10 protein-coding genes are annotated in these 18586 nt (G+C 62.8%); 6 read left to right on the top strand and 4 right to left on the bottom strand.

The window, feature by feature from the left end; genetic code table 11:
* Positions 1 to 75: 75 nt before the first annotated feature.
* Positions 76 to 429, top strand: coding sequence for a DUF1493 family protein (locus tag ACSBQV_RS03875; RefSeq protein WP_033643122.1), 354 nt, complete (start codon positions 76 to 78; stop codon positions 427 to 429).
* A gap of 7 nt (positions 430 to 436) precedes the next feature.
* Here the strand turns inward: ACSBQV_RS03875 and ACSBQV_RS03870 are convergent, their stop codons facing one another.
* On the bottom strand, positions 437 to 1006 hold the full coding sequence (locus tag ACSBQV_RS03870) for a DJ-1/PfpI family protein (protein WP_033643121.1): 570 nt from the start codon (positions 1004 to 1006) through the stop codon (positions 437 to 439).
* A 133-nt stretch (positions 1007 to 1139) separates the two neighbouring features.
* Between ACSBQV_RS03870 and ACSBQV_RS03865 the strand changes: the two genes are divergently transcribed.
* Positions 1140 to 2678, top strand: coding sequence for a long-chain-fatty-acid--CoA ligase (locus tag ACSBQV_RS03865; protein WP_046898328.1), 1539 nt, complete (start codon positions 1140 to 1142; stop codon positions 2676 to 2678).
* Between the two features lie 39 nt (positions 2679 to 2717).
* On the opposite strand, the gene ACSBQV_RS03860 is transcribed toward ACSBQV_RS03865, so the two are convergent.
* Entirely contained in the window at positions 2718 to 3992 is a 1275-nt protein-coding gene (locus ACSBQV_RS03860; RefSeq protein WP_004937972.1) for a Glu/Leu/Phe/Val family dehydrogenase, read from the bottom strand.
* A 546-nt stretch (positions 3993 to 4538) separates the two neighbouring features.
* Entirely contained in the window at positions 4539 to 4886 is a 348-nt protein-coding gene (locus ACSBQV_RS03855) for an antibiotic biosynthesis monooxygenase family protein (RefSeq protein ID WP_033643118.1), read from the bottom strand.
* A gap of 513 nt (positions 4887 to 5399) precedes the next feature.
* On the opposite strand from ACSBQV_RS03855, the gene ACSBQV_RS03850 reads away from it, so the two are divergent.
* Positions 5400 to 6020 (top strand): helix-turn-helix transcriptional regulator, encoded by a 621-nt coding sequence (locus ACSBQV_RS03850; RefSeq protein ID WP_042784528.1) that lies wholly within the window; start codon positions 5400 to 5402, stop codon positions 6018 to 6020.
* 49 nt (positions 6021 to 6069) lie between these two features.
* Here ACSBQV_RS03850 and ACSBQV_RS03845 read toward each other — a convergent pair whose 3' ends face one another.
* A complete protein-coding gene (locus ACSBQV_RS03845; protein ID WP_099783122.1) occupies positions 6070 to 8259 on the bottom strand; it encodes a TonB-dependent siderophore receptor in 2190 nt (729 codons plus the stop codon).
* A gap of 202 nt (positions 8260 to 8461) precedes the next feature.
* Between ACSBQV_RS03845 and fes the strand changes: the two genes are divergently transcribed.
* The 3 genes from fes to ACSBQV_RS03830 are packed head-to-tail and all read left to right on the top strand — an operon-like array spanning position 8462 to position 18585.
* Positions 8462 to 9769: an enterochelin esterase gene (gene fes, locus ACSBQV_RS03840; protein ID WP_241900207.1), complete on the top strand. Its 1308-nt coding sequence runs from the start codon at positions 8462 to 8464 to the stop codon at positions 9767 to 9769.
* A 29-nt stretch (positions 9770 to 9798) separates the two neighbouring features.
* Positions 9799 to 10023: an MbtH family protein gene (locus tag ACSBQV_RS03835; protein ID WP_033643114.1), complete on the top strand. Its 225-nt coding sequence runs from the start codon at positions 9799 to 9801 to the stop codon at positions 10021 to 10023.
* Positions 10024 to 10074: 51 nt separating this feature from the next.
* The gene (locus ACSBQV_RS03830) at positions 10075 to 18585 is read left to right on the top strand and encodes an amino acid adenylation domain-containing protein (protein ID WP_434991417.1); all 8511 of its coding nucleotides are present in this window, start codon (positions 10075 to 10077) and stop codon (positions 18583 to 18585) included.
* Position 18586: the final 1 nt, after the last annotated feature.

Here is an 18586-nt window from a genome sequence, read left to right as displayed (position 1 = left end):
CCCGAACTCGCCGCGGCGGGCAGAGTCAGACAGATAATTGCATTCACCTTTTCTTCATATCGGCTCGAGGTCGTCATGGCAGAAGACATTCAGCAACAGGTCATCGCGCTTATCGCCGCATTCAACGCACCAGGGCGGCAGAAGAAGGGGGCGGTCATCACCCCGGAAACCGAGATCAACACCGCGCTCAACCTGTCGTTCAGCGACTCCAACACGCTGATGCGCCGCTACTTCGATACCTTCGGCGTCGACAGCAGCAACTACAACCACGAGCTGTATTTCCAGCCGCCGAGCAATACCGGGCGCTGGTTTTCCCCCTCCGCCTGTAAAGAACACACCCGGCCGCTGTGCGTATCGATGCTGGTGCGCTCGGCGCGCGCCAAACGCTGGCTGTACGACATCCATTTTCTTATCGAGCAATTGCGCTAGCGCCAGGTTACTGCTCCAGCAGCTCGGCGAATTTCGCCAGCCACTGCGGATGCGCCGGCCAGGCCGGGGCGGTGACCAGGTTGCCGTCGACGTGCGCCTGATCGATGCCGATCTCCGCATAGTGGCCGCCGCCGAGCCGCACCTCCGGGGCGCAAGCCGGGTAGGCGCTGCAGGTGCGGCCCTTCAACACCCCGGCCGCCGCCAGCAGCTGCGGGCCGTGGCATACGGCAGCGATCGGTTTTTTGGCGGCGTCGAACGCCTGCACCAGCGCGATCACGTCGGGATTCAGGCGCAGGTATTCGGGCGCCCGACCGCCGGGGATCAACAGCGCGTCATAGTGTTCTTCTTTGGCGGCGGCAAAGTCGGCGTTCAGGGTGAAACGATGACCGGGTTTCTCGCTGTAGGTCTGCGCGCCGTCAAAGTCGTGGATCGCGGTCTGGATGTAGTCGCCGACGGCTTTGTCGGGGCACACGGCGTCCACCCAATGGCCAAGCATTTGCAATGCCTGAAACGGCACCATGGTTTCGTAATCTTCGGCGTAGTCGCCGACCAGCATCAGGATTTTTTTCTTGCTCATGATCACAACTCCTGCAGGAGGGGGAATGCCTAAGGTATAGCCCAGCGCCCCTGGGAATGCGAACCGCAAAGCGCCTATCTATACTCGTGATACTGCGGCGCTTTCTCGCCGCTCAACCCAGGGAGGATCCCCGATGCTGAATCTGGCTACCTTGCTTGAAGAAAGTGCGCGCACCTGGCCGGAACGGCCGGCGGTGATACAGGACGATATACCGCTCAGCTATCGGGCGCTGAATGAAATGGCCAACCGGGTGGCGAATTTACTGGTCGCGCGCGGCGTGCAGCCCGGTGAGCGAGTGGCGCTGGCCTGCCCCAATCGGCCGGAGTTTCCGGCTATCTATTACGGCATTCTCAAAAGCGGCGCGGTGGTGGTGCCGCTCAATATTCTGCTTAAGAGCGCAGAGTTCGACTATTACCTGGCGGACTCGGCGGCGGTGGCGTTGTTTTGCTTCGAAGGCAGCAGCGGCCTGCCGTTGGGGGAAGAGGCGCTGCGGGCGGCGGCGAAGGCGGAGCAATGCCGTGAGGTGTTTATCATCGGCGATCGGCTGCCGCTCGAAGGCGAACGTTTCAGCACGGCGATAGCCGCACAGGCCACCGAGTTCGCTTCGGCCGCGACGCTCGAAAGCGACACGGCGGTGGTGCTGTATACCAGCGGCACCACCGGCCGGGCCAAAGGGGCTGAGTTGACCCACGCCAACCTGGTGCTTAACGCGCTGGGATCGGTGAGGCTGTTCGACGGCTCGGAAACGGATCCCGATCGCCATCTGGTGACGTTGCCGCTGTTCCACACGTTTGGTTCGACGGTGCAGATGAATGCCGGATTTTCCGCCGCCGCCACCCTGGTGCTGGTCGAACGCTTCGACGCCGCGCAGGCCATCGCGCTGATGCAGCGGCACGGCATTACCTTTTTTGCCGGCGTGCCGACCATGTATTGGGCGTTGTTGAATGCGCTGGATGAGCATACGGATATCGAGCGCCTGCGCAGCACGCTGCGTATGGCGGTGTCCGGCGGGGCCAGCCTGCCGGTGCAGATCCTGGAGGATTTCTCGCGCCGCTTCGGCGTCAACATTCTCGAAGGGTATGGTCTGTCGGAAACCAGCCCGGTCGCCACCTTTAACCATCCGCACCGCGTGACCAAACCCGGCTCTATCGGCCAACCGATCTGGGGCGTGGAGGTTCGCTTGCTCGACGTCACCGGGCAACCGATCGACGGTGTCGATCAGGTGGGAGAGATCGCGGTGCGCGGCTACAACATCATGAAAGGCTATCTGAACCGTCCCGAGGCGACGGCGGAAGTGCTGGAAAACGGCTGGTTCCGCACCGGCGATCTGGCGCGCCGCGATGCCGACGGCTTCTATTTCATCGTCGATCGGGCCAAGGACATGATCATTCGCGGCGGGTTCAACGTCTATCCGCGCGAGATTGAAGAGGCGCTGATTCGCCATCCGGCGGTGTCGTTGGTGGCGGTGATCGGTGTCGAGCATCCTTCGCTGGGTGAAGAGATCAAAGCGGTGGTGGTGTTGAAAGAGACGGAGGAGCCGATCGAGGAAGAGGCGCTGATCGCCTGGAGCCGGGAGAGGCTGGCGGCGTTCAAGTATCCGCGTATCGTCGAGTTTGTCGAACGCTTGCCGATGACCAGTACCGGTAAGGTATTGAAACGCTGTTTGCGCTGAGGAAAATCCGGCCTGCCGGGGCAGGCCGGGAAACGGGCATCAACCTGGGTAGATGCCGCGCTCTTTACGTGCGGTCAGGATACGCTCACAGGCCACGATGTAAGCGGCGGTGCGCAGGCTGCACTCTTTCTCGGCGGCCTTGTTCCAGACGTGGACCATCGCGTCGGTCATGATCTTGTCCATACGCTCGTTGATCTCGGACTCGCTCCAGAAGTAGCTCGCCATGTCCTGCACCCACTCGAAGTAACTGACCGTTACGCCGCCGGCGTTACAGATAACGTCCGGAACCACGGTGATGTTACGGGAACGCAGAATGTCGTCCGCTTCTGGGAAGGTTGGGCCGTTAGCCCCTTCCAGCACCAGCTTGGCGCTGAGGATTTCGGCGCGCTGACGGGTGATCTGGCCTTCCAGCGCCGCAGGGATCAGAATGTCCATGTCAACCGACCAGAACGCTTCGCTTTCGATCTCGCTGGCGCCTGGGAAACCGGCGATCTGCTTGTGCTTGGCCTGGTATTCGGTCAGCGCGGCCAGATCGATGCCGTCGGCGTTGAACAGGGTTGCGGAGTGGTCCTGGATGGTGACGACGCGAGCGCCGACGCCGACGAACAGGCGAGCCGCTTCGCTGCCCACGTTACCGAAGCCTTGCACCGCCACTTTGGCGCCTTCGATCTGCACGCCCAGACGCTTGGCCACTTCGCTGCCGGTCACGAACACGCCGCGGCCGGTCGCTTTCTCACGGCCCAGGGAGCCGCCGAGGTGGATTGGCTTACCGGTTACCACGCCGGTGATGGTGGTGCCGTGGTTCATGGAGTAGGTATCCATCATCCAGGCCATCACTTTGGCGTTGGTGCCGACGTCCGGCGCAGGAATGTCTTTCTGTGGCCCGATGATGAAGCCGATTTCGCTGGTGTAGCGGCGGGTCAGTCGCTCCAGTTCACCTTCAGACAGTTTGAACGGATCGACGCGGATGCCGCCCTTGGCGCCGCCGTACGGCAGGTTGACCGCGGCGCACTTGATGGTCATCCAGGCGGACAGGGCCATCACTTCGTTCAGATCGACATCAGGGTGGAAGCGGATACCGCCTTTACCCGGCCCGCGCGACAGGTTGTGCTGTACGCGGAAGCCTTCGAAGTGACGGATGGTGCCATCGTCCATCTGCAGCGGGATATCGACAATCAAAGCGCGTTTAGGGTGACGCAGCGTATCAACCCAGCGTGAGAGGTCGCCGAGGTAAGGGGCGACGCGATCGATTTGTTGCAGATATGTAGCCCAAGCGGTGGTGCTGCTGTCTGAAGCGTAGGATAGCTTTTCCATAACCAACCTTTATATTTTAGAGGTATTTATTTCGTTTAACCGTGGATTAGCAAGCGCATAACACTTTGCGCCGCTAAATTTACCACTAATTATGCCGGTTGTTAGCCCCCCGCTCATCGGGCCAGCGGACGGTTTTTCGCCGCCTGCAGGGCGGCAAATGAATAGTTAATTACTTTTCGCCGGGCGTTAGCGGGCGCATGCATACTTTATGCATATAAAACGCATAAAAACCCTTTATATCTATTTTTCAGAAGCTTGAATGTGATCAAAAAGTTTCATTTTATTTAACTGCTATGTTGACAATGGCGTTTCCCCTCGGCAGCGTTAAAATCCTGTTAAAACGCCGTCTGCCGCCGCGTTTTGCCTGGGCAGCGAGAAGCGTGATTCGGGGTTGTTTTACTGTATTGCGGCAGAGAGTGGGCTGAAAAGCGTGTTCACCTGAAACGGACGGGTGACCGCGAGCGGCCGGCCACCCGTTCTGGTTTGGCGAATCAGCGTTTCGTTTAAAGAAGACCGCGCCGCGGTGGCGTGGTCATCCGATACGCATTAGGCGCCGGTATGCTGATAGCGTTGTAATTCCACCGGTTCAGCGCCGATACTCGCCAGATATTCTTTGACGGACGCCGGCGCGGAAGCTTGCGTAAATTGGTAGATGTTTTCATCCGCATCCAACAGCGTCTCCCATTTTACAATGTTCACCCAGCGAGGCTCATTGTCTACGCTGATGCCCGAGTCACGCGAAATAAACCCGTTCTGGTTCGAGATAAATTCCTCTTCAACGCGCTTGTCCAATACGGCAAACGCTTCAGGGCTGAGTGAGGCCGGCAGTTTAAAACTTGAAATTTCAATAATGTAGCTGTTGGCGGAACAGTCCGCCTTGGATTCATAATTCATAATAAAAGTCCTTTAAATTAAATTGCTTATACAACTCAAATTAAGCTGCATCCTTATTGCAGTACTGCAGGTTAAATTTATTCCTGATGTCTGAAATAAATAATTAGGAATAATCTGAATTGGCGCTTTGCCTTATGCAAAACATGATGATTTGTATGAGATTTTTCTTGCATAAGGGAGTTTGCTAATCAACTTGCCAACGGCCTTAAGCAATAATTCAATAACGGTGGTGCGGTTATTAATGTCATTGGCAAAGGGGCGGTTTTTAAATAAAAAAACGGTAGATGAACGGCGTGGTTAACCTATTTCCTTTTCCTCTTTGAAGGGGCGGGCGTTATTTCGCCGGCGACCGGCAATGGCCAATCATGCCCCCCCGTCGGGATAAAAGGTCACTTGCGGCGCAGCCGGTGGTGAGGGGGAAAACAACGCCATCCGCTCGGCAAGCGGCGGCAACTGCGGTATGCTAAGCGGCTGAACAACAAACCAAACCGGGCTATACGGAGACACCCCAGCGTGGCGAATTCTTCTTCTCAACTTGAACTGTTGCGGTCAGTCGCCGACGGCATCGCGGCCCTGTTTTTCCCGAATGCGGAAGTGGTGATCCACGATTTGGCCGCCAACAAGATAGCCTACCTGGCGAACAACCTGTCGAAGCGCAAACCGGGCGACGACGCGGGGCTGGAAGATTTCACGTTTGATGGCGGCGCCAACGTGACCGGCCCCTACGAAAAGCTGAACTGGGACGGCAAAAAGATGCGCTCGGTGAGCATCGCCGCGCGCGACGAGCAGGGTAACCCCAGCTATCTGCTGTGCATCAACCTGAGCACCGCGATGTTCGAGGACGCCCGCAACGCGCTGGATATGTTCCTGTCGGTCACGCGATTGCAGCCGCAGCCGCAACAGCTGTTCAAAGACGACTGGCAAGAGAAGATCAATACCTTCCTGCATGACTGGCTGCGGCGCGAGAACGCTGCGCTCGGCGCGCTGAGCCGCGAACAGAAACGTCGGCTGGTCAGCGATCTCTATCATCAGGGGGCGTTCAAGGCCAAAAGCGCGGCGGACTATATCGCCAACGTGCTGTCGATGGGGCGCGCCACGGTGTACAAGCATCTGCGGGAATTGAAGCAAGAGTAAACGCGGCGGGAAAGGTGGAAGAAAGGGCGGCGCTGGCCGCCCCTTTTCGTTACCAGCGGTAGTTCACCGAAGCGATGACGCTGCGGCCGCTGCCGTAGAAGCAGGCGTACTCGCCGCTGCAGGATGAAACGTATTTCTTGTCCGTCAGGTTCTGCACGTTGAGCTGCAGCGCCGCACCGCGCAGCGCCGGCGAGGCCTGGCCGAGATCATATTTCACCATGGCGTCGTACAGCGTGTAGTGCGGCACATCGTACTGGCCGGTGGCGTCGGCCGGCGCATCGCCGATGTAACGCACGCCGCTGCCGACGGTCAGGCCGTTGAGCGCGCCGCTCAGGAAGCTGTAGCTGCCCCAGGCGGACGCCGCGTGGCGTGGAATGCCCGCCGGGCTGTGGCCGATTTCGTCCGCCGCGTTAGAGTCTTTGGTCACCACGTCGGTGTAGGTGTAGGCGGCGATCAGCTTGATCTCCGGCGTCGGCTGAGCGTGCACTTCCGCCTCAATCCCTTTGGATTTCACCTCACCGATCTGCTCGTAGGCGGAGGTGAGACGGTTGTAAGACGCCACATTGCGTTGGGTGATGTCGAACCAGGAAAGGGTCAGCAGGGTGTTGCCGCCCGGGATCTGGTACTTCACGCCCACCTCGGTTTGTTTGCCGGTGGTCGGCTTGAGCGGGTCGGCGCCCGGCGCGCTCGGGTACAGGTTAGGATCGAACGAGGTGCTGTAGCTGACGTACGGCGAAATGCCGTTGTCGAAGGCGTAGAGCAGGCCCGCACGGCCGGTGAACTGGGCATCATTGTAGGTCTGCTCTTTGCCGCCGCTGGTGCGATCGCGGGTGTTGACCTGCGACCAGTCCTGACGGCCGGACAGCAGCAGGTTCCAGTTATTCCACGCCAGCTGGTCCTGCAGATACACCCCGACCTGATTCAGCGTCTTCAAATCGCTGGAAGCCAGCGCCAGCGTGCTGCCATCGATGCTGGGGCGAACCGGGTTGGCCCAGTCGATCGGGTAATCGTTGCCGCGATCGCGATACATCTTCGAATCGATATGGCTGTAGCGGTAATCCAATCCGCCCAGCACCGTGTGCTTCACCTCGCCGGTGTCGAACAGGCCCTTCAGCTGGTTATCCACGCCAAACTCGTTGGTCATCTGCGTTTCATGCTGCGCCATGCGGGTGACGGTGTGGTCGTTGACCTTCGAGTTTACGTTATAAACCAGATATTTATAGTCCTCATCACGGTGGGTGAAACGCAGGTTCTGGGTAAACGACAGCGCATCGCTGAAGTTGTGCTCGAGGCTGTAGCCGATCGACGCCTGCTCGCGCCGCGACTTGTTGAAGCTGGGTTCGCTGATGTTGAAGTCATAGGGCACATAGCCCGCGCTGGTCGGGAACAGCGTGCCGGCGCGCGGCAGGAAGTTGCGCGATCCGGCTTTCGGATCGTTCTGGTAGCTGGTCAGCAGCGTAAAACTGGTGTCTTCGTTCGGCAGCCAGGTGAAGGCCGGGGCGATGGCCACCCGTTGCTGCTTGCTGTCTTTGACAAACTCATGTTCGGTTCTGGCGATACCGTTCAGGCGATAGAACAGGGTGTTGTCGTCGTTGAGTTTGCCGCCGAAGTCGAACGCCGTTTCCGCCAGATGACGGTTGCCGGTGCTGAATTTAACTTCGTGAATGCTCTGGGCAGTAGGGCGTTTGCTGGTCATCACCACCACGCCGCCGGGGCTGACCTGGCCGTAAAGCACGCCGGCCGGGCCGTGCACCATTTCCACGCGCTCCAGCAACCAAGGATCGATCTGCCCGGCGCCGCCGTTTTGGCTAGAGAGGCCAAAGTGCAGGCCGTCGAGCAGCTTGGGCGCGTAGCGGAAGCCGCGGCTGATCACTTCGTCATTGCGGTTGGAATTGCCGCGATAGGTGGTGATCACCCCGCTGGTGTAGTTCAAGGCGTCGGCGACCGACGCCGGTTCCTGGTCGTTCATTTGCTCGCGCGTCACCACCGAGATGGACTGCGGGGTTTTGCGCAGCGGGGCGGCGGTTTTGGTGCCGGCGGCGCTCTCTTTGGCGACGATCCCTTTGACGGGCGCGGTCACGCTGCTCTGCGCGTCGGCAGTCACCACCATCGTCTCGTCCGCCGCGGCAAAAGCGTTTTGCGCGAAGGGCAGTAGCGCCAGCGTCGCCCCCAGCAACAGCCGGTTGGCGGACATCGCCTCTGCGCTATCGTTTTCTATCCCTTTGTTTCTAATATTCATTATCTCTCCTGCATGCCTACTTTTGTGTGTAATGCCACCCTGATAAACCCCGCAATGCCGATGAATACGCTTTCCCTCGTCGACGCGGAGACGTCGCGTTTGCACGACGGCAAAAATCCGACAAATAGTATTGAAAATGATAATGAGTATCAATACGATTGTCAGGTTTTGTAAAAGTCACGCACGTTATGTAAGGGGCGCTATGGAGTTTTTGCCGGAAAAGAGGCCAGAACACGGCCATGAGGGATTGGCGGCGCACTGGCTGCGTGAGGCGGCGGCGGGGCAACCCGCATGGTGGCAGAAGGTTGCCGCTCATGGCACGCCTGTCGTCGACGCGCACGATGAACAGCACGTCAGAATGACCTGGCTATGGCGCGATCCTGCCGGCGACGAGCGGCTCTCGCCGATATGCCGGGTCTATGCCGATATCAACGGCATTACCGACCATCACAGCACGTCCCCCAGCAGCCTGAAAAGGCTCCCCGGCACCGACGTTTGGTACGGCGCGGCCGTTGTCGATCGCCGCTGGCGCGGCAGTTACAGCCTGATCCCGATTACAGCGCGGGATCTTCCTCCCGTCTTCAGCGACGACGAAACGTTGCGCGATCGCCAGCAGCGCGCCTGGTGGGTATCGCTGTTCTCGTTGGCGATCGCCGATCCGCTGAATCGCACCTCGCTGGGGCCGGCTTATCGCCCGCGCGCCGTTTCCCTGGCTCAGGGGCCGGACGCGGACGACCAAAGCGCCTGGCAGGCCGCCGATCGGCCGTTGGATGAAGCGCGGCTACAGCTTTTTCACTGGCACAGCGCACGGCTGGGCACCCGGCGGCGCGTGTGGCTGTATGCCGGCGGCGAGGCGGCGGACAACGCGAACCGCCCGCTGGTGCTGCTGCTCGACGGCCAGAACTGGATCGAAAGGCACGCATTGCTGCCGGTGATTGAGAATGAGACCGCAAAAGGGCATCTGCCGCCCGCGTGCTGGCTGCTGATCGATGCGATCGATGGCGAACACCGGGAAAACGAGCTGCCTTGCAACGCCGCCTTTTGGCAGGCGGTGATCGACGAACTGCTGCCGCAGGCGCAGCGGCGCGAACCGTTCAGCGAAGAGGGGGCGCGCACCGTGGTCGCCGGCCAGAGCTACGGCGGGCTGGCGGCGTTATACGCCGGCCTGCACTGGCCCGAGCGCTTCGGCCATGTGCTGAGCCAGTCCGGCTCCTTCTGGTGGCCCACGGTGCAATTCGTTACCCAGTTCGAAAAACGCCACGAGTTGGAGGAAGGCTGGTTGATACGCCAGGTTCGGCAGCGCGGCGCGACCGCGCCGACGCTCACCGTGATTCAGCAAGCCGGCGATCGGGAGGCGGACATCGAATTCGTCAATCGCCAGATGCACCAGGCGCTGACGGCGGCCGGGCATCGTGCCGACTACCGCGTGTATTCCGGCGGACATGACGCGCTCTGCTGGCGCGGCGGTCTGGTGGACGGCGTGCGCCGGCTGCTTTCCGCAATGAAGTAATCCCACATTTTGACAGACAGGTAAGGCAAATGACTCAGGAACAACAAAACCCGTTCGATGACGAAAGTCTCCGTTTCTCCGTGTTGGTCAACGCGCAACAGCAGTACTCGCTGTGGCCGCAGTTTGCCGATACGCCGCCGGGATGGCGCGTGTTGATGGGGCCAGCGTCGCGCGGTGAATGTATCGACTATATCGAAGCGCACTGGCAGGACATGCGGCCGGCGTCGTTGAAAGCGGCGGATGCGCCGCGTTAATCGCCGCACAGCCACATCGCTACATTCCGTTTGAGGAAAAGGACAGACACCATGTCAGAAACGCTTTCTTTGCCGGATACTCAGGTCGAGTATCGGGATTATCCGCTGGTTGCGGCGCAACCGGGGATCTGGATTGCCGACCAAATCGCGCTGCGGCGCAACAGCTTCGCCGTGGCGCACTACACCGAACTGCACGGCGATATCGATCGTTCGGCGCTGGAGCGCGCGATTCGCCAGGGGCTGGCGGAGGCGGATACGGTTCAGGCGCGCTTCTTTGAGGCGCAGGACGGCCAGCCGGTGCAACGTTTACCGCTGAACGCGGATCCCGCGCGGGTGCTGGCGCCGGAGTGGTTTGACTTCAGCGCGCGGCCAGACGCCGAGCAGGCGGCGCTGGCGCTGATGCACGACGATCTGGCGCAGGATCTGCCCGCGGACGGCGAGCGCCCGCTCTATCGCCATGCGGTGATCCGCATCAGCGCCGATCGCTGGTTCTGGTACCAGCGCTTTCATCATCTGACCCTGGACGGCTTCAGCTTCGAGGCCATCACCCGCCGGATCGCCGATATCTACCGCGCGCTGCGCCACGGGCTGTCGCCGTCGGCCTCGCCGTTTACCCCGTTCGGCAAGGTGGTGGAAGAGTTTCAGCAATGGCAAACGTCGCCCGCACGCCAGCGGGCGGCCGAATTCTGGCGGCAGCATCTGCGCGATCTGCCGTCGCCGCTGTCATTGGCGACGGAAAACCGCGAGGTCGAACCGGGCGCTCGGCCGCTCAAACAGGCGCTGGTGCTGCCGGAGTCGCTGTTTGACGAAGCGCTGCTCGATGCGGCGCTGCAGTCGTTGCAACCGGCCGATATCGTCACGGCGGCGCTGGCGATGTATCTGGCGCGCATGAGCGGCGAAACCCGGCTCTCCATCGGTTTTCCTTTCATGCGCCGCATGGGCTCGCAGGCGCTGGCGGCGATCGGCCCGGTGGTTAACGTGCTGCCGCTGCTGCTGAACGTGACGCCGGAGATGTCGCTGGCGGACGTCTGCCAGGCCACCGCGGCGGAAATCAAACAGGTGCGGCGCCATCAACGCTATGAGGCGGAGCAGATCAAACGCGATCTCGGCCTGGTCGGCGGCCATCAGGAGCTGTACGGCCCGGTGGTCAACGTCAAGGTTTACCACAGCGCCTTGTCCTTCGACGGTCAAGCGGCCGTTACCCATACGCTGGCGATGGGGCCGGTCGACGACCTCGAGTTTGAGATCGGTTTTCGAAGCGGCGTGCTGACGCTGTCGTTGGTGGCCAACCCGGCCAAATACGCGCCGCGCACCTTGCAAGGCCATGCGGAGCGCATTGGCCATTGGCTGCAGCAACTGGCGCGGCGGCCGCATCAGCCTAACGGTCAACTGGCGCTGGTCAGCGAAGGGGAGCTGCGCCAACTCGCGGCCTGGGGGCGCGGCGCTGAGCTGACGCCGCCGGCGGGCATGGTGTCGATCATGGACGCTTTCCAGCGTCAGGTTGAGCGACAGCCCGAGGCGTTGGCGGTGACCTGCGGCGATGTGCGCCTCAGCTACCGTCAACTCAGTGAACGGGTGATGCAACTGGGGCGCGTGCTGATCGAAAGCGGCATCGGCGCCGAAGACGTGGTCGCCATCGGCATTCCGCGCTCGGTGGACACGCTGGTCGCGCTGTTTGGCGTGTTGGCCAGCGGCGCGGCCTATATGCCGCTCGATCTGGATTATCCGCGTGAACGTCTGGCGCTGATGTGCGACGACGCGCGGCCGGTGATGCTGCTGACCCACAGCGACACGCGGGCCAACATGCCGGATCTGCCGCAGATCATGTGCCTCGATGAGGCGCAATGCCGGGCGCGCTGCGCGGCCGCCGAGGCCGCGCCGATATCGGACGAAGAGCGGCGCGCGCCGCTGAACGAGGCGCATCTGGCCTACATGATTTACACCTCCGGTTCGACCGGCAAACCCAAGGGCGTGATGTCCACGCACCGCGGGCTGCTGAACCTGTTCTTGTCGCATCAGGCCTCGCTGTTCGGCCCGGCGATTGAAAAATTCCAGGCTCGCCGCGGGCGGCGTCTGCGCGCCGGGCATACCGCTTCGTTCTCTTTCGACTCCTCCTGGGAGCCGCTGTTCTGCATGATGATGGGCAGCGAACTGGTTATCTTCGATGAAGAGCTGCGCCGCGACCCCTGGGCGCTGCTCGAACAAACCCAACAGACCCCGATCGATCTGCTGGACATCACGCCGTCGTTCCTCTCGCAGTTGGTGGATTGCGGCCTGCTGAAGGGACAGTTCCCGCTGCCGGCGTTCGTGATGATCGGCGGCGAGGCGGCGACGCCGACGCTGTGGAACCTGATGCGGCAGCATCCGGAAGTCGAGATCCATAACTATTACGGCCCGTCCGAATACACCGTCGATACCCTCGGCGCGCCGGTCACGGCCGCAGACCAGCCGGTGATCGGGCGCCCCCTGGCCAATACCGAAGTCTGGCTGCTCGACAGTCGCCTGCAGCCGGTGCCGATCGGCGCGGCGGGGGAACTGTACATTTCAGGCAAGGGCATCGCGCGCGGTTACCTGCGCCGCCCGGATCTGACGGCGGCGCGCTTTGTCGCCAATCCGTTCGTCGACGGTGAGGTGATGTACCGCAGCGGCGATCTGATGCGTTGGAGCGCGGACGGCCAGCTGGTGTTCATTGGCCGTACCGATCACCAAATCAAAGTGCGCGGCTTCCGCGTCGAACTGGGTGAAGTGGAGAGCGCACTGGCTGCCTTGCCGGACGTGGGGCGGGCGGTGGTGATCGCCGAGCCGATCGGCGCCACCTATCGTCTGATCGGTTACTGCTCGGTGCAGGATGACGCGCGGCGCGCCTTACCCGCGCTGCAGAGCGAGCTGCTGGGGCAGTTGGCGCAGCGTCTGCCGGATTACATGGTGCCGGCGATCCTGGTGGTGATGCCGGAGCTGCCGCTTAACGTTAACGGCAAGATTGACCGTCAGGCGCTGCCCAAACCGCAGGAGACGCTGGCGCAAAGCCTGCGCGAGCCGGCCACCGAGCAGGAAAGGCTGATTTGCCGCGCCATGGCCCAGCTGTTGGGGATGGAGCGCGTCGGCGCCGACGACGATTTCTTCGCGCTCGGCGGCGACAGCATCTCGGCGATGGGGCTGGGCACCGCCCTGCGGCGCAACGGGTATCTGCTGCGGCCGCGTGAGATCTTCGCGCTGCACACCCCCGCGCGCATGGCGCAGGCGATGCAGCCGCTGGCCGTTGGATCTCAGGCCGCGCGCAGCGTGCAGCAAGGCCCGATCGACGGGCTGCCGATCCTGCACTGGTTTGCCGAGACGGGCGACATGCATCGTCTCTTCGCGCACGGCGTTTTCCTGCGCGTGCCTGCCGAATTGCAACCGGCACAGCTGCGTTATGCGTTGGAACAGCTGCGTACGGCACACCCGGCGCTGGGCGCGCGGATCCGCGACGGCCAGTTGGTGATTGAAACCGCCGCCGCCGGTGAATTGATGCAGCGTCATCCCGTATCCGGCGATCTGGAAACCGCGGCGGAACAGGCGTTTGATGCCGCGCTGGCGCGCCTCAATCCGGCCGAGGGCAGCATGATGCAGGCCATCTTGTTGCAGCGTGACGGGCAGAGCCTCGGGCTGGTGCTGGCGATCCACCACCTGGTGGTTGACGGCGTTTCCTGGCGCATCCTGCTCGACGAACTGCGGCAAGCGGCCGACAGCGCCATGCAGGGGCAGCCGATCGCGCTGCCGCCGGAGGAAACCTCGCTCTATGAGTGGTCCGCGCGTTTACGGGCCGACGCCGAACGCCGGGAAACCGAGCTGCCGTTCTGGCGGCAGATGCTGGCGGACGGCGTGCCGCGCTTGGGGCAACGCGCGCTGGATCCGCAGACCGATCGTCTCGCTTCGGTGAGCGAACGGCGCACGCTGCTCGACAGCCGGCTGACCGCCGCGCTGCTGGGCGCCTTGCCGCAGGGATACCGCGCTCAGGTCGAAGAGATCATGCTGTGCGCGCTGGCGCTGGCCTGCCGGCGTCATTTCCAGGCCGCTTCGCTGCGTTTTTCGCTGGAGTCGCACGGCCGCGCCGAACTGGACGATAGCCTCGATCTGGCGCGCACCGTCGGGTGGCTGACGGCGGAGTACCCGCTGTGCATCGAACTGCATGACGCCGAACACCACGAGGCCGTGCGCGCGGTGAAACGGGTGACGCGCGCGGTGGCCGATCGCGGCATCGGCTATGGTCAACTGCGCTATTTGCATCCGCAGCGTGACGAACTGGCCGCGCTGGCGCAGCGCAATGCGCCGGAGATTTTGTTCAACTACCTCGGGCGCTTCGGCCAGGATGAGGGACACTGGACGCCGCAGCGCAGCCGGACCCGTTTCCGCGACGCCTTCGCCGTGGCGCAGGATGCTCAGCAGGCGCTGTGTTACGGGCTGGAAGTGAACATCTTTGTCGAAGAGCGGCGCGACGGCGCGTGTCTGGCGATCAACTGGAGCTGGCTGGAGGGGATTTTCAGCGCGAGCGACATCGAGGCGCTGCATAGGGGCATCGAGCAGGCCGTGCGTGCGCTGTGCGAGTTTGCCGAACGGCATCCCGAACGCGCAGCGGCAACGTTGACGGCGGCCGAGATCGCCCAACCGAACGTCGACGATGAAACGCTGCGCGCCTGGGAGCGGGAGTATGGGCCGTTGGCCGATGCGCTGCCGCTGTTGCCCTTGCAGCACGGCTTGCTGTTCCATGCCCAGACGGCGCAGCAGGGCGGCAGTTATAACTCGCTGACGCGCCTGAGCCTCTGCGGCGAACTGGATACGCCACGGCTCCAGCAGGCGCTGGATGCGGTGATCCGCCGCCATCCGCAGCTGGCCGCCCGGTTCAACCGCGAGGGCGAACCGCTGCAGCTGATACCGCAGGAAAGCCATTGGCCGCTGGACAGCCTCAGGCTGCCGCCGCTGTCCGCCGAACAAGAAATGCAGGCGCTGAATGAGCTGGAGCAGAAAGAGCTGCAGCGCGATCTGTTTAACCAGCCGGGCGCGATGCTGCATGCGCTGTGGGTCAAACACGGCGAGAGCGAACGCTGCACGCTGTTCCTCAATGCCCATCACCTGATCGTCGATGGCTGGTCGACGCCGGTGGTGCTCAACGATCTGATGCTCGCATTACGTGAAGGGATAACGGCGTTGCCGCCGCTGCGTTCGAACTATGCCGATATCGTGCGCCGCCTGGCCGCGCGGGATGCCGACGCCTCGCGCCGCATCTGGCGCGAGACGCTGCAGGACGTGCGGCCAACGCTGCTGTTTGGCGAGACGCAGGACGACCGCGTGTTTAAGCTGGAAATGACGCTGCCGCCGGCGGAGGAACAGCGTTTGCTGACCCTGTGCCGCGAACGCGGGCTGACGCTCAATACCGTGATGCAGGGCATCTGGGCGCTGCAGCTGGCCGGCTGTTGCGGCCATCAGGACGTGGTGTTCGGCTCGCCGGTTTCCGGGCGGTTTGGCCATATCGACGGCGTGGAAGAGCACGTTGGCCTGTTCAGCAACACGCTGCCGGTACGCGTACGGCTGGAAAACGGCCGGCCGTTGACGGAACAGCTGACCGCTCTGCAACACCGGCAGATTGAACTGCTGGAGCACGACGATTTGGGATTGGGTGAGATCCAGCACCTGGCTGGCGCAGGCACGCTGTTCGATACGCTGTTGGTGGTGGAGAACTACCCGGACAACGACGCCTTGCTCGGCGGCACAGGTTCCCTGCGCTGCGACGCCATCCGCAACAAAGGCTATACCCACTATCCGCTGACGTTGCTGGTGCTGCCGGGCGAGCGTCTGCGTCTGCTGATGGAGTACCGCGACTCGGTGCCGCAGCCTGAACGCTTCGCCGCGCGGCTGATGGCGCTGCTGCAACAATGGATTGCGCAACCGGATCTGCCGTTGCCGCGCTGGCAATTGCAAACCCCGCAGGAACAGGCGTTGATCGCGGCGGTCAACCGCACCGCCCAGGCGGTAGCGGACACCACCTTGCATCAGGCGATCGCCGATCAAGCGCGGCGCACGCCCGAACGCATCGCGTTGCAGGATGCCGGGCACACCCTCAGCTACCGTGACATGCAGCGCCAGGCCGCGCTGTTGGCCGAACGGCTGACGGCGGCGGGCATTCAGCCGGGCGATATCGTCGCGGTGGCGTTGCCGCGTTCCGTGCGCCTCAGCCTAGCGCTGACGGCGATTGTGCAAACCGGCGCCGCCTGGCTGCCGCTGGATACCGGTTACCCGGATGAGCGTCTGGCCTACATGGTGGCAGACGCCAACCCACGGCTGATTATCACCGAGAGCGCCTTGGATGCCCGTTTTGCCGCGCTGGCGCCGACGTTGCGGTTCGATGCGCTGGACGACAGCGGGCGCGAACCGATGCAGCGCGCACCGGCGGGGAACGGCGATTATCCCGCCTACGTCCTGTATACCTCTGGCTCTACCGGGCGGCCGAAAGGGGTGGTGGTGAACCACCGGGCGATCGTCAACCGTCTGTTCTGGATGCAGCATGAGTATTCGCTCGATGCGCAGGACGTGGTATTGCAGAAAACGCCGTGCAGCTTCGATGTTTCCGTCTGGGAGTTCTTCTGGCCGCTGATGGTCGGCGCGCGCCTGGTGATGGCGCCGCCGGAGGCGCACCGCGATCCGCAGGCGCTGACGACGTTGATCGACGACTATGGCGTAACCACGCTGCATTTCGTTCCGTCCATGTTGGCTATCTGGGTTGAGGCGCTGAACGAACGTGCGCCGCAGCGCGCCGCCGCCAGCCTGAAATGCGTGTTCTGCAGCGGTGAGGCGTTGTCGTGTGAACTGGCATCCCGCTACCAGGCGTTGGTCGCCGCGCCGCTGCATAACCTGTATGGCCCGACGGAGGCGGCGGTTGATGTCACCTATCAACCGGCGTCCGGCGAGGCATTGGCGGCGGTGAGCGGCGCCGGCGTGCCGATCGGCAAACCGGTCTGGAACACCCAACTGAGCATTCTCGACGCCATGCTGCGACCGGTGCCCGTCGGCTGCGCCGGCGATCTCTACCTGCGCGGCATTCAGCTGGCCGACGGCTATCTGCATCGGCCGGGATTGACGGCGCAGCGGTTTGTCGCCGATCCCGCCGGCAACGGGGCGCGCATGTATCGCACCGGCGATATCGCCCGCTGGCTGGAAGACGGCAGCGTCGAGTATTTGGGGCGCAGCGACGATCAGCTGAAGATCCGCGGCCAGCGCATCGAACTGGGCGAAATCGAACAGGCGCTGCTGGCGCAGCCGGGAGTAGCGCAGGCGGCGGTGCACGCCATCGAACTGGGTGAGGGCGCGACGGGGCTGGGCGGCGCCGATATGCGGCAGTTGGTTGCCTGGCTGATCGCTCAGCCGGGCGTGACGCTGGATACCGCCGTCCTGCATCAGGCGCTGGAGGCGCGTTTGCCGGCGCACATGATGCCGGTCAGCTATGTCATGACCGACAGCTTCCCGCTCAGTGCCAGCGGCAAGCTGGATCGCAAGGCGTTGCCTCGGCCGCAGCTGAGCCCGCAGAGCGGCCGCGTGCCGCACAGCGACAGCGAGCGCCTGCTGGCGGCGCTGTTCAGCGAACTGCTGGGGCGCGAGACGGTGTATGCCGACGACGACTTCTTCGCGTTGGGCGGCCACTCGCTGCTGGCGATGCGCCTGGCGGCGGAGCTGCGTCGGCGCGTCACCCGGCCGTTGAGCGTCGGGCAGATCATGTTCGCCCGCAGTCTGGAGAAAATGGCGCACCTGCTCGATGACGCGCAGGCCGCCGGCTCGGCCGAGAGCCGTGGCGTCGGCGAGTGCCTGCAGCTGCGGGCGGGCCAAGGCCCGGCGCTGTTCTGCCTGCATCCGGCTTCCGGTTTCGCCTGGCAGTACTCGGGGCTGAGCCGGTATCTGCCGGGGAGTTACCCGATCATCGGTCTGCAATCGCCAAGACCGGACGGCGTCATCGCCACCTGCGAGGACATTGAGCAGATGGTCGATCGTCATCTCGCCACTCTGCGCCGCCTGCAGCCACAGGGGCCTTACTACCTGCTGGGCTATTCGCTCGGCGGCACGCTGGCGCATTCGATGGCCGCGCGTCTGCAGCAGCAGGGTGAAGAGGTGGCGTTCCTCGGCATGCTGGATACCTATCCGCCGGAAGGCCAGGACTGGACCGGCCCCACCGAGGAAGAGGCGCAGAAGGAGGTGGCGCAGGAACAGGCCGAGTTTATGGCGGAAGATCATGGCGATCCGGCGCTGATGGCGGAGAAGGCGGCGATGTTCGACAGCATCGTCGCCAACTATCGTGACGCGGTGCGCCTTCTTTCTCAGGCGCGCAGTCAGCGTTTCCACGGCACGGCGACGCTGTTTGTCGCCGACCGGACGCTGCCGCCATTGATGGACATCAACGCCGTGTGGGCGCCGTATCTGGATCGGCTGATCTGTCATCACCAAGGCTGCGAGCACGCGGACATTCTGTCGCCGGCCTCGCTGGAGACGCTAGGACCGCTATTGCATTCGCTGCTGACGCGGCAATACGGGTTGGTATAAC

The organism is Serratia sp. B501 (assembly GCF_051172315.1).
Lineage (GTDB): Bacteria > Pseudomonadota > Gammaproteobacteria > Enterobacterales > Enterobacteriaceae > Serratia > Serratia ureilytica.
This window is presented reverse-complemented; position numbering and strand designations above follow the sequence as displayed.

Coding starts and splice junctions, on each gene's coding strand:
- ACSBQV_RS03875 (WP_033643122.1), top strand. CDS start 76: ATGGCAGAAGACATTCAGCAACAGGTCATCGCGCTTATCGCCGCATTC.
- ACSBQV_RS03870 (WP_033643121.1), bottom strand. CDS start 1,006: ATGAGCAAGAAAAAAATCCTGATGCTGGTCGGCGACTACGCCGAAGAT.
- ACSBQV_RS03865 (WP_046898328.1), top strand. CDS start 1,140: ATGCTGAATCTGGCTACCTTGCTTGAAGAAAGTGCGCGCACCTGGCCG.
- ACSBQV_RS03860 (WP_004937972.1), bottom strand. CDS start 3,992: ATGGAAAAGCTATCCTACGCTTCAGACAGCAGCACCACCGCTTGGGCT.
- ACSBQV_RS03855 (WP_033643118.1), bottom strand. CDS start 4,886: ATGAATTATGAATCCAAGGCGGACTGTTCCGCCAACAGCTACATTATT.
- ACSBQV_RS03845 (WP_099783122.1), bottom strand. CDS start 8,259: ATGAATATTAGAAACAAAGGGATAGAAAACGATAGCGCAGAGGCGATG.
- fes (WP_241900207.1), top strand. CDS start 8,462: ATGGAGTTTTTGCCGGAAAAGAGGCCAGAACACGGCCATGAGGGATTG.
- ACSBQV_RS03835 (WP_033643114.1), top strand. CDS start 9,799: ATGACTCAGGAACAACAAAACCCGTTCGATGACGAAAGTCTCCGTTTC.
- ACSBQV_RS03830 (WP_434991417.1), top strand. CDS start 10,075: ATGTCAGAAACGCTTTCTTTGCCGGATACTCAGGTCGAGTATCGGGAT.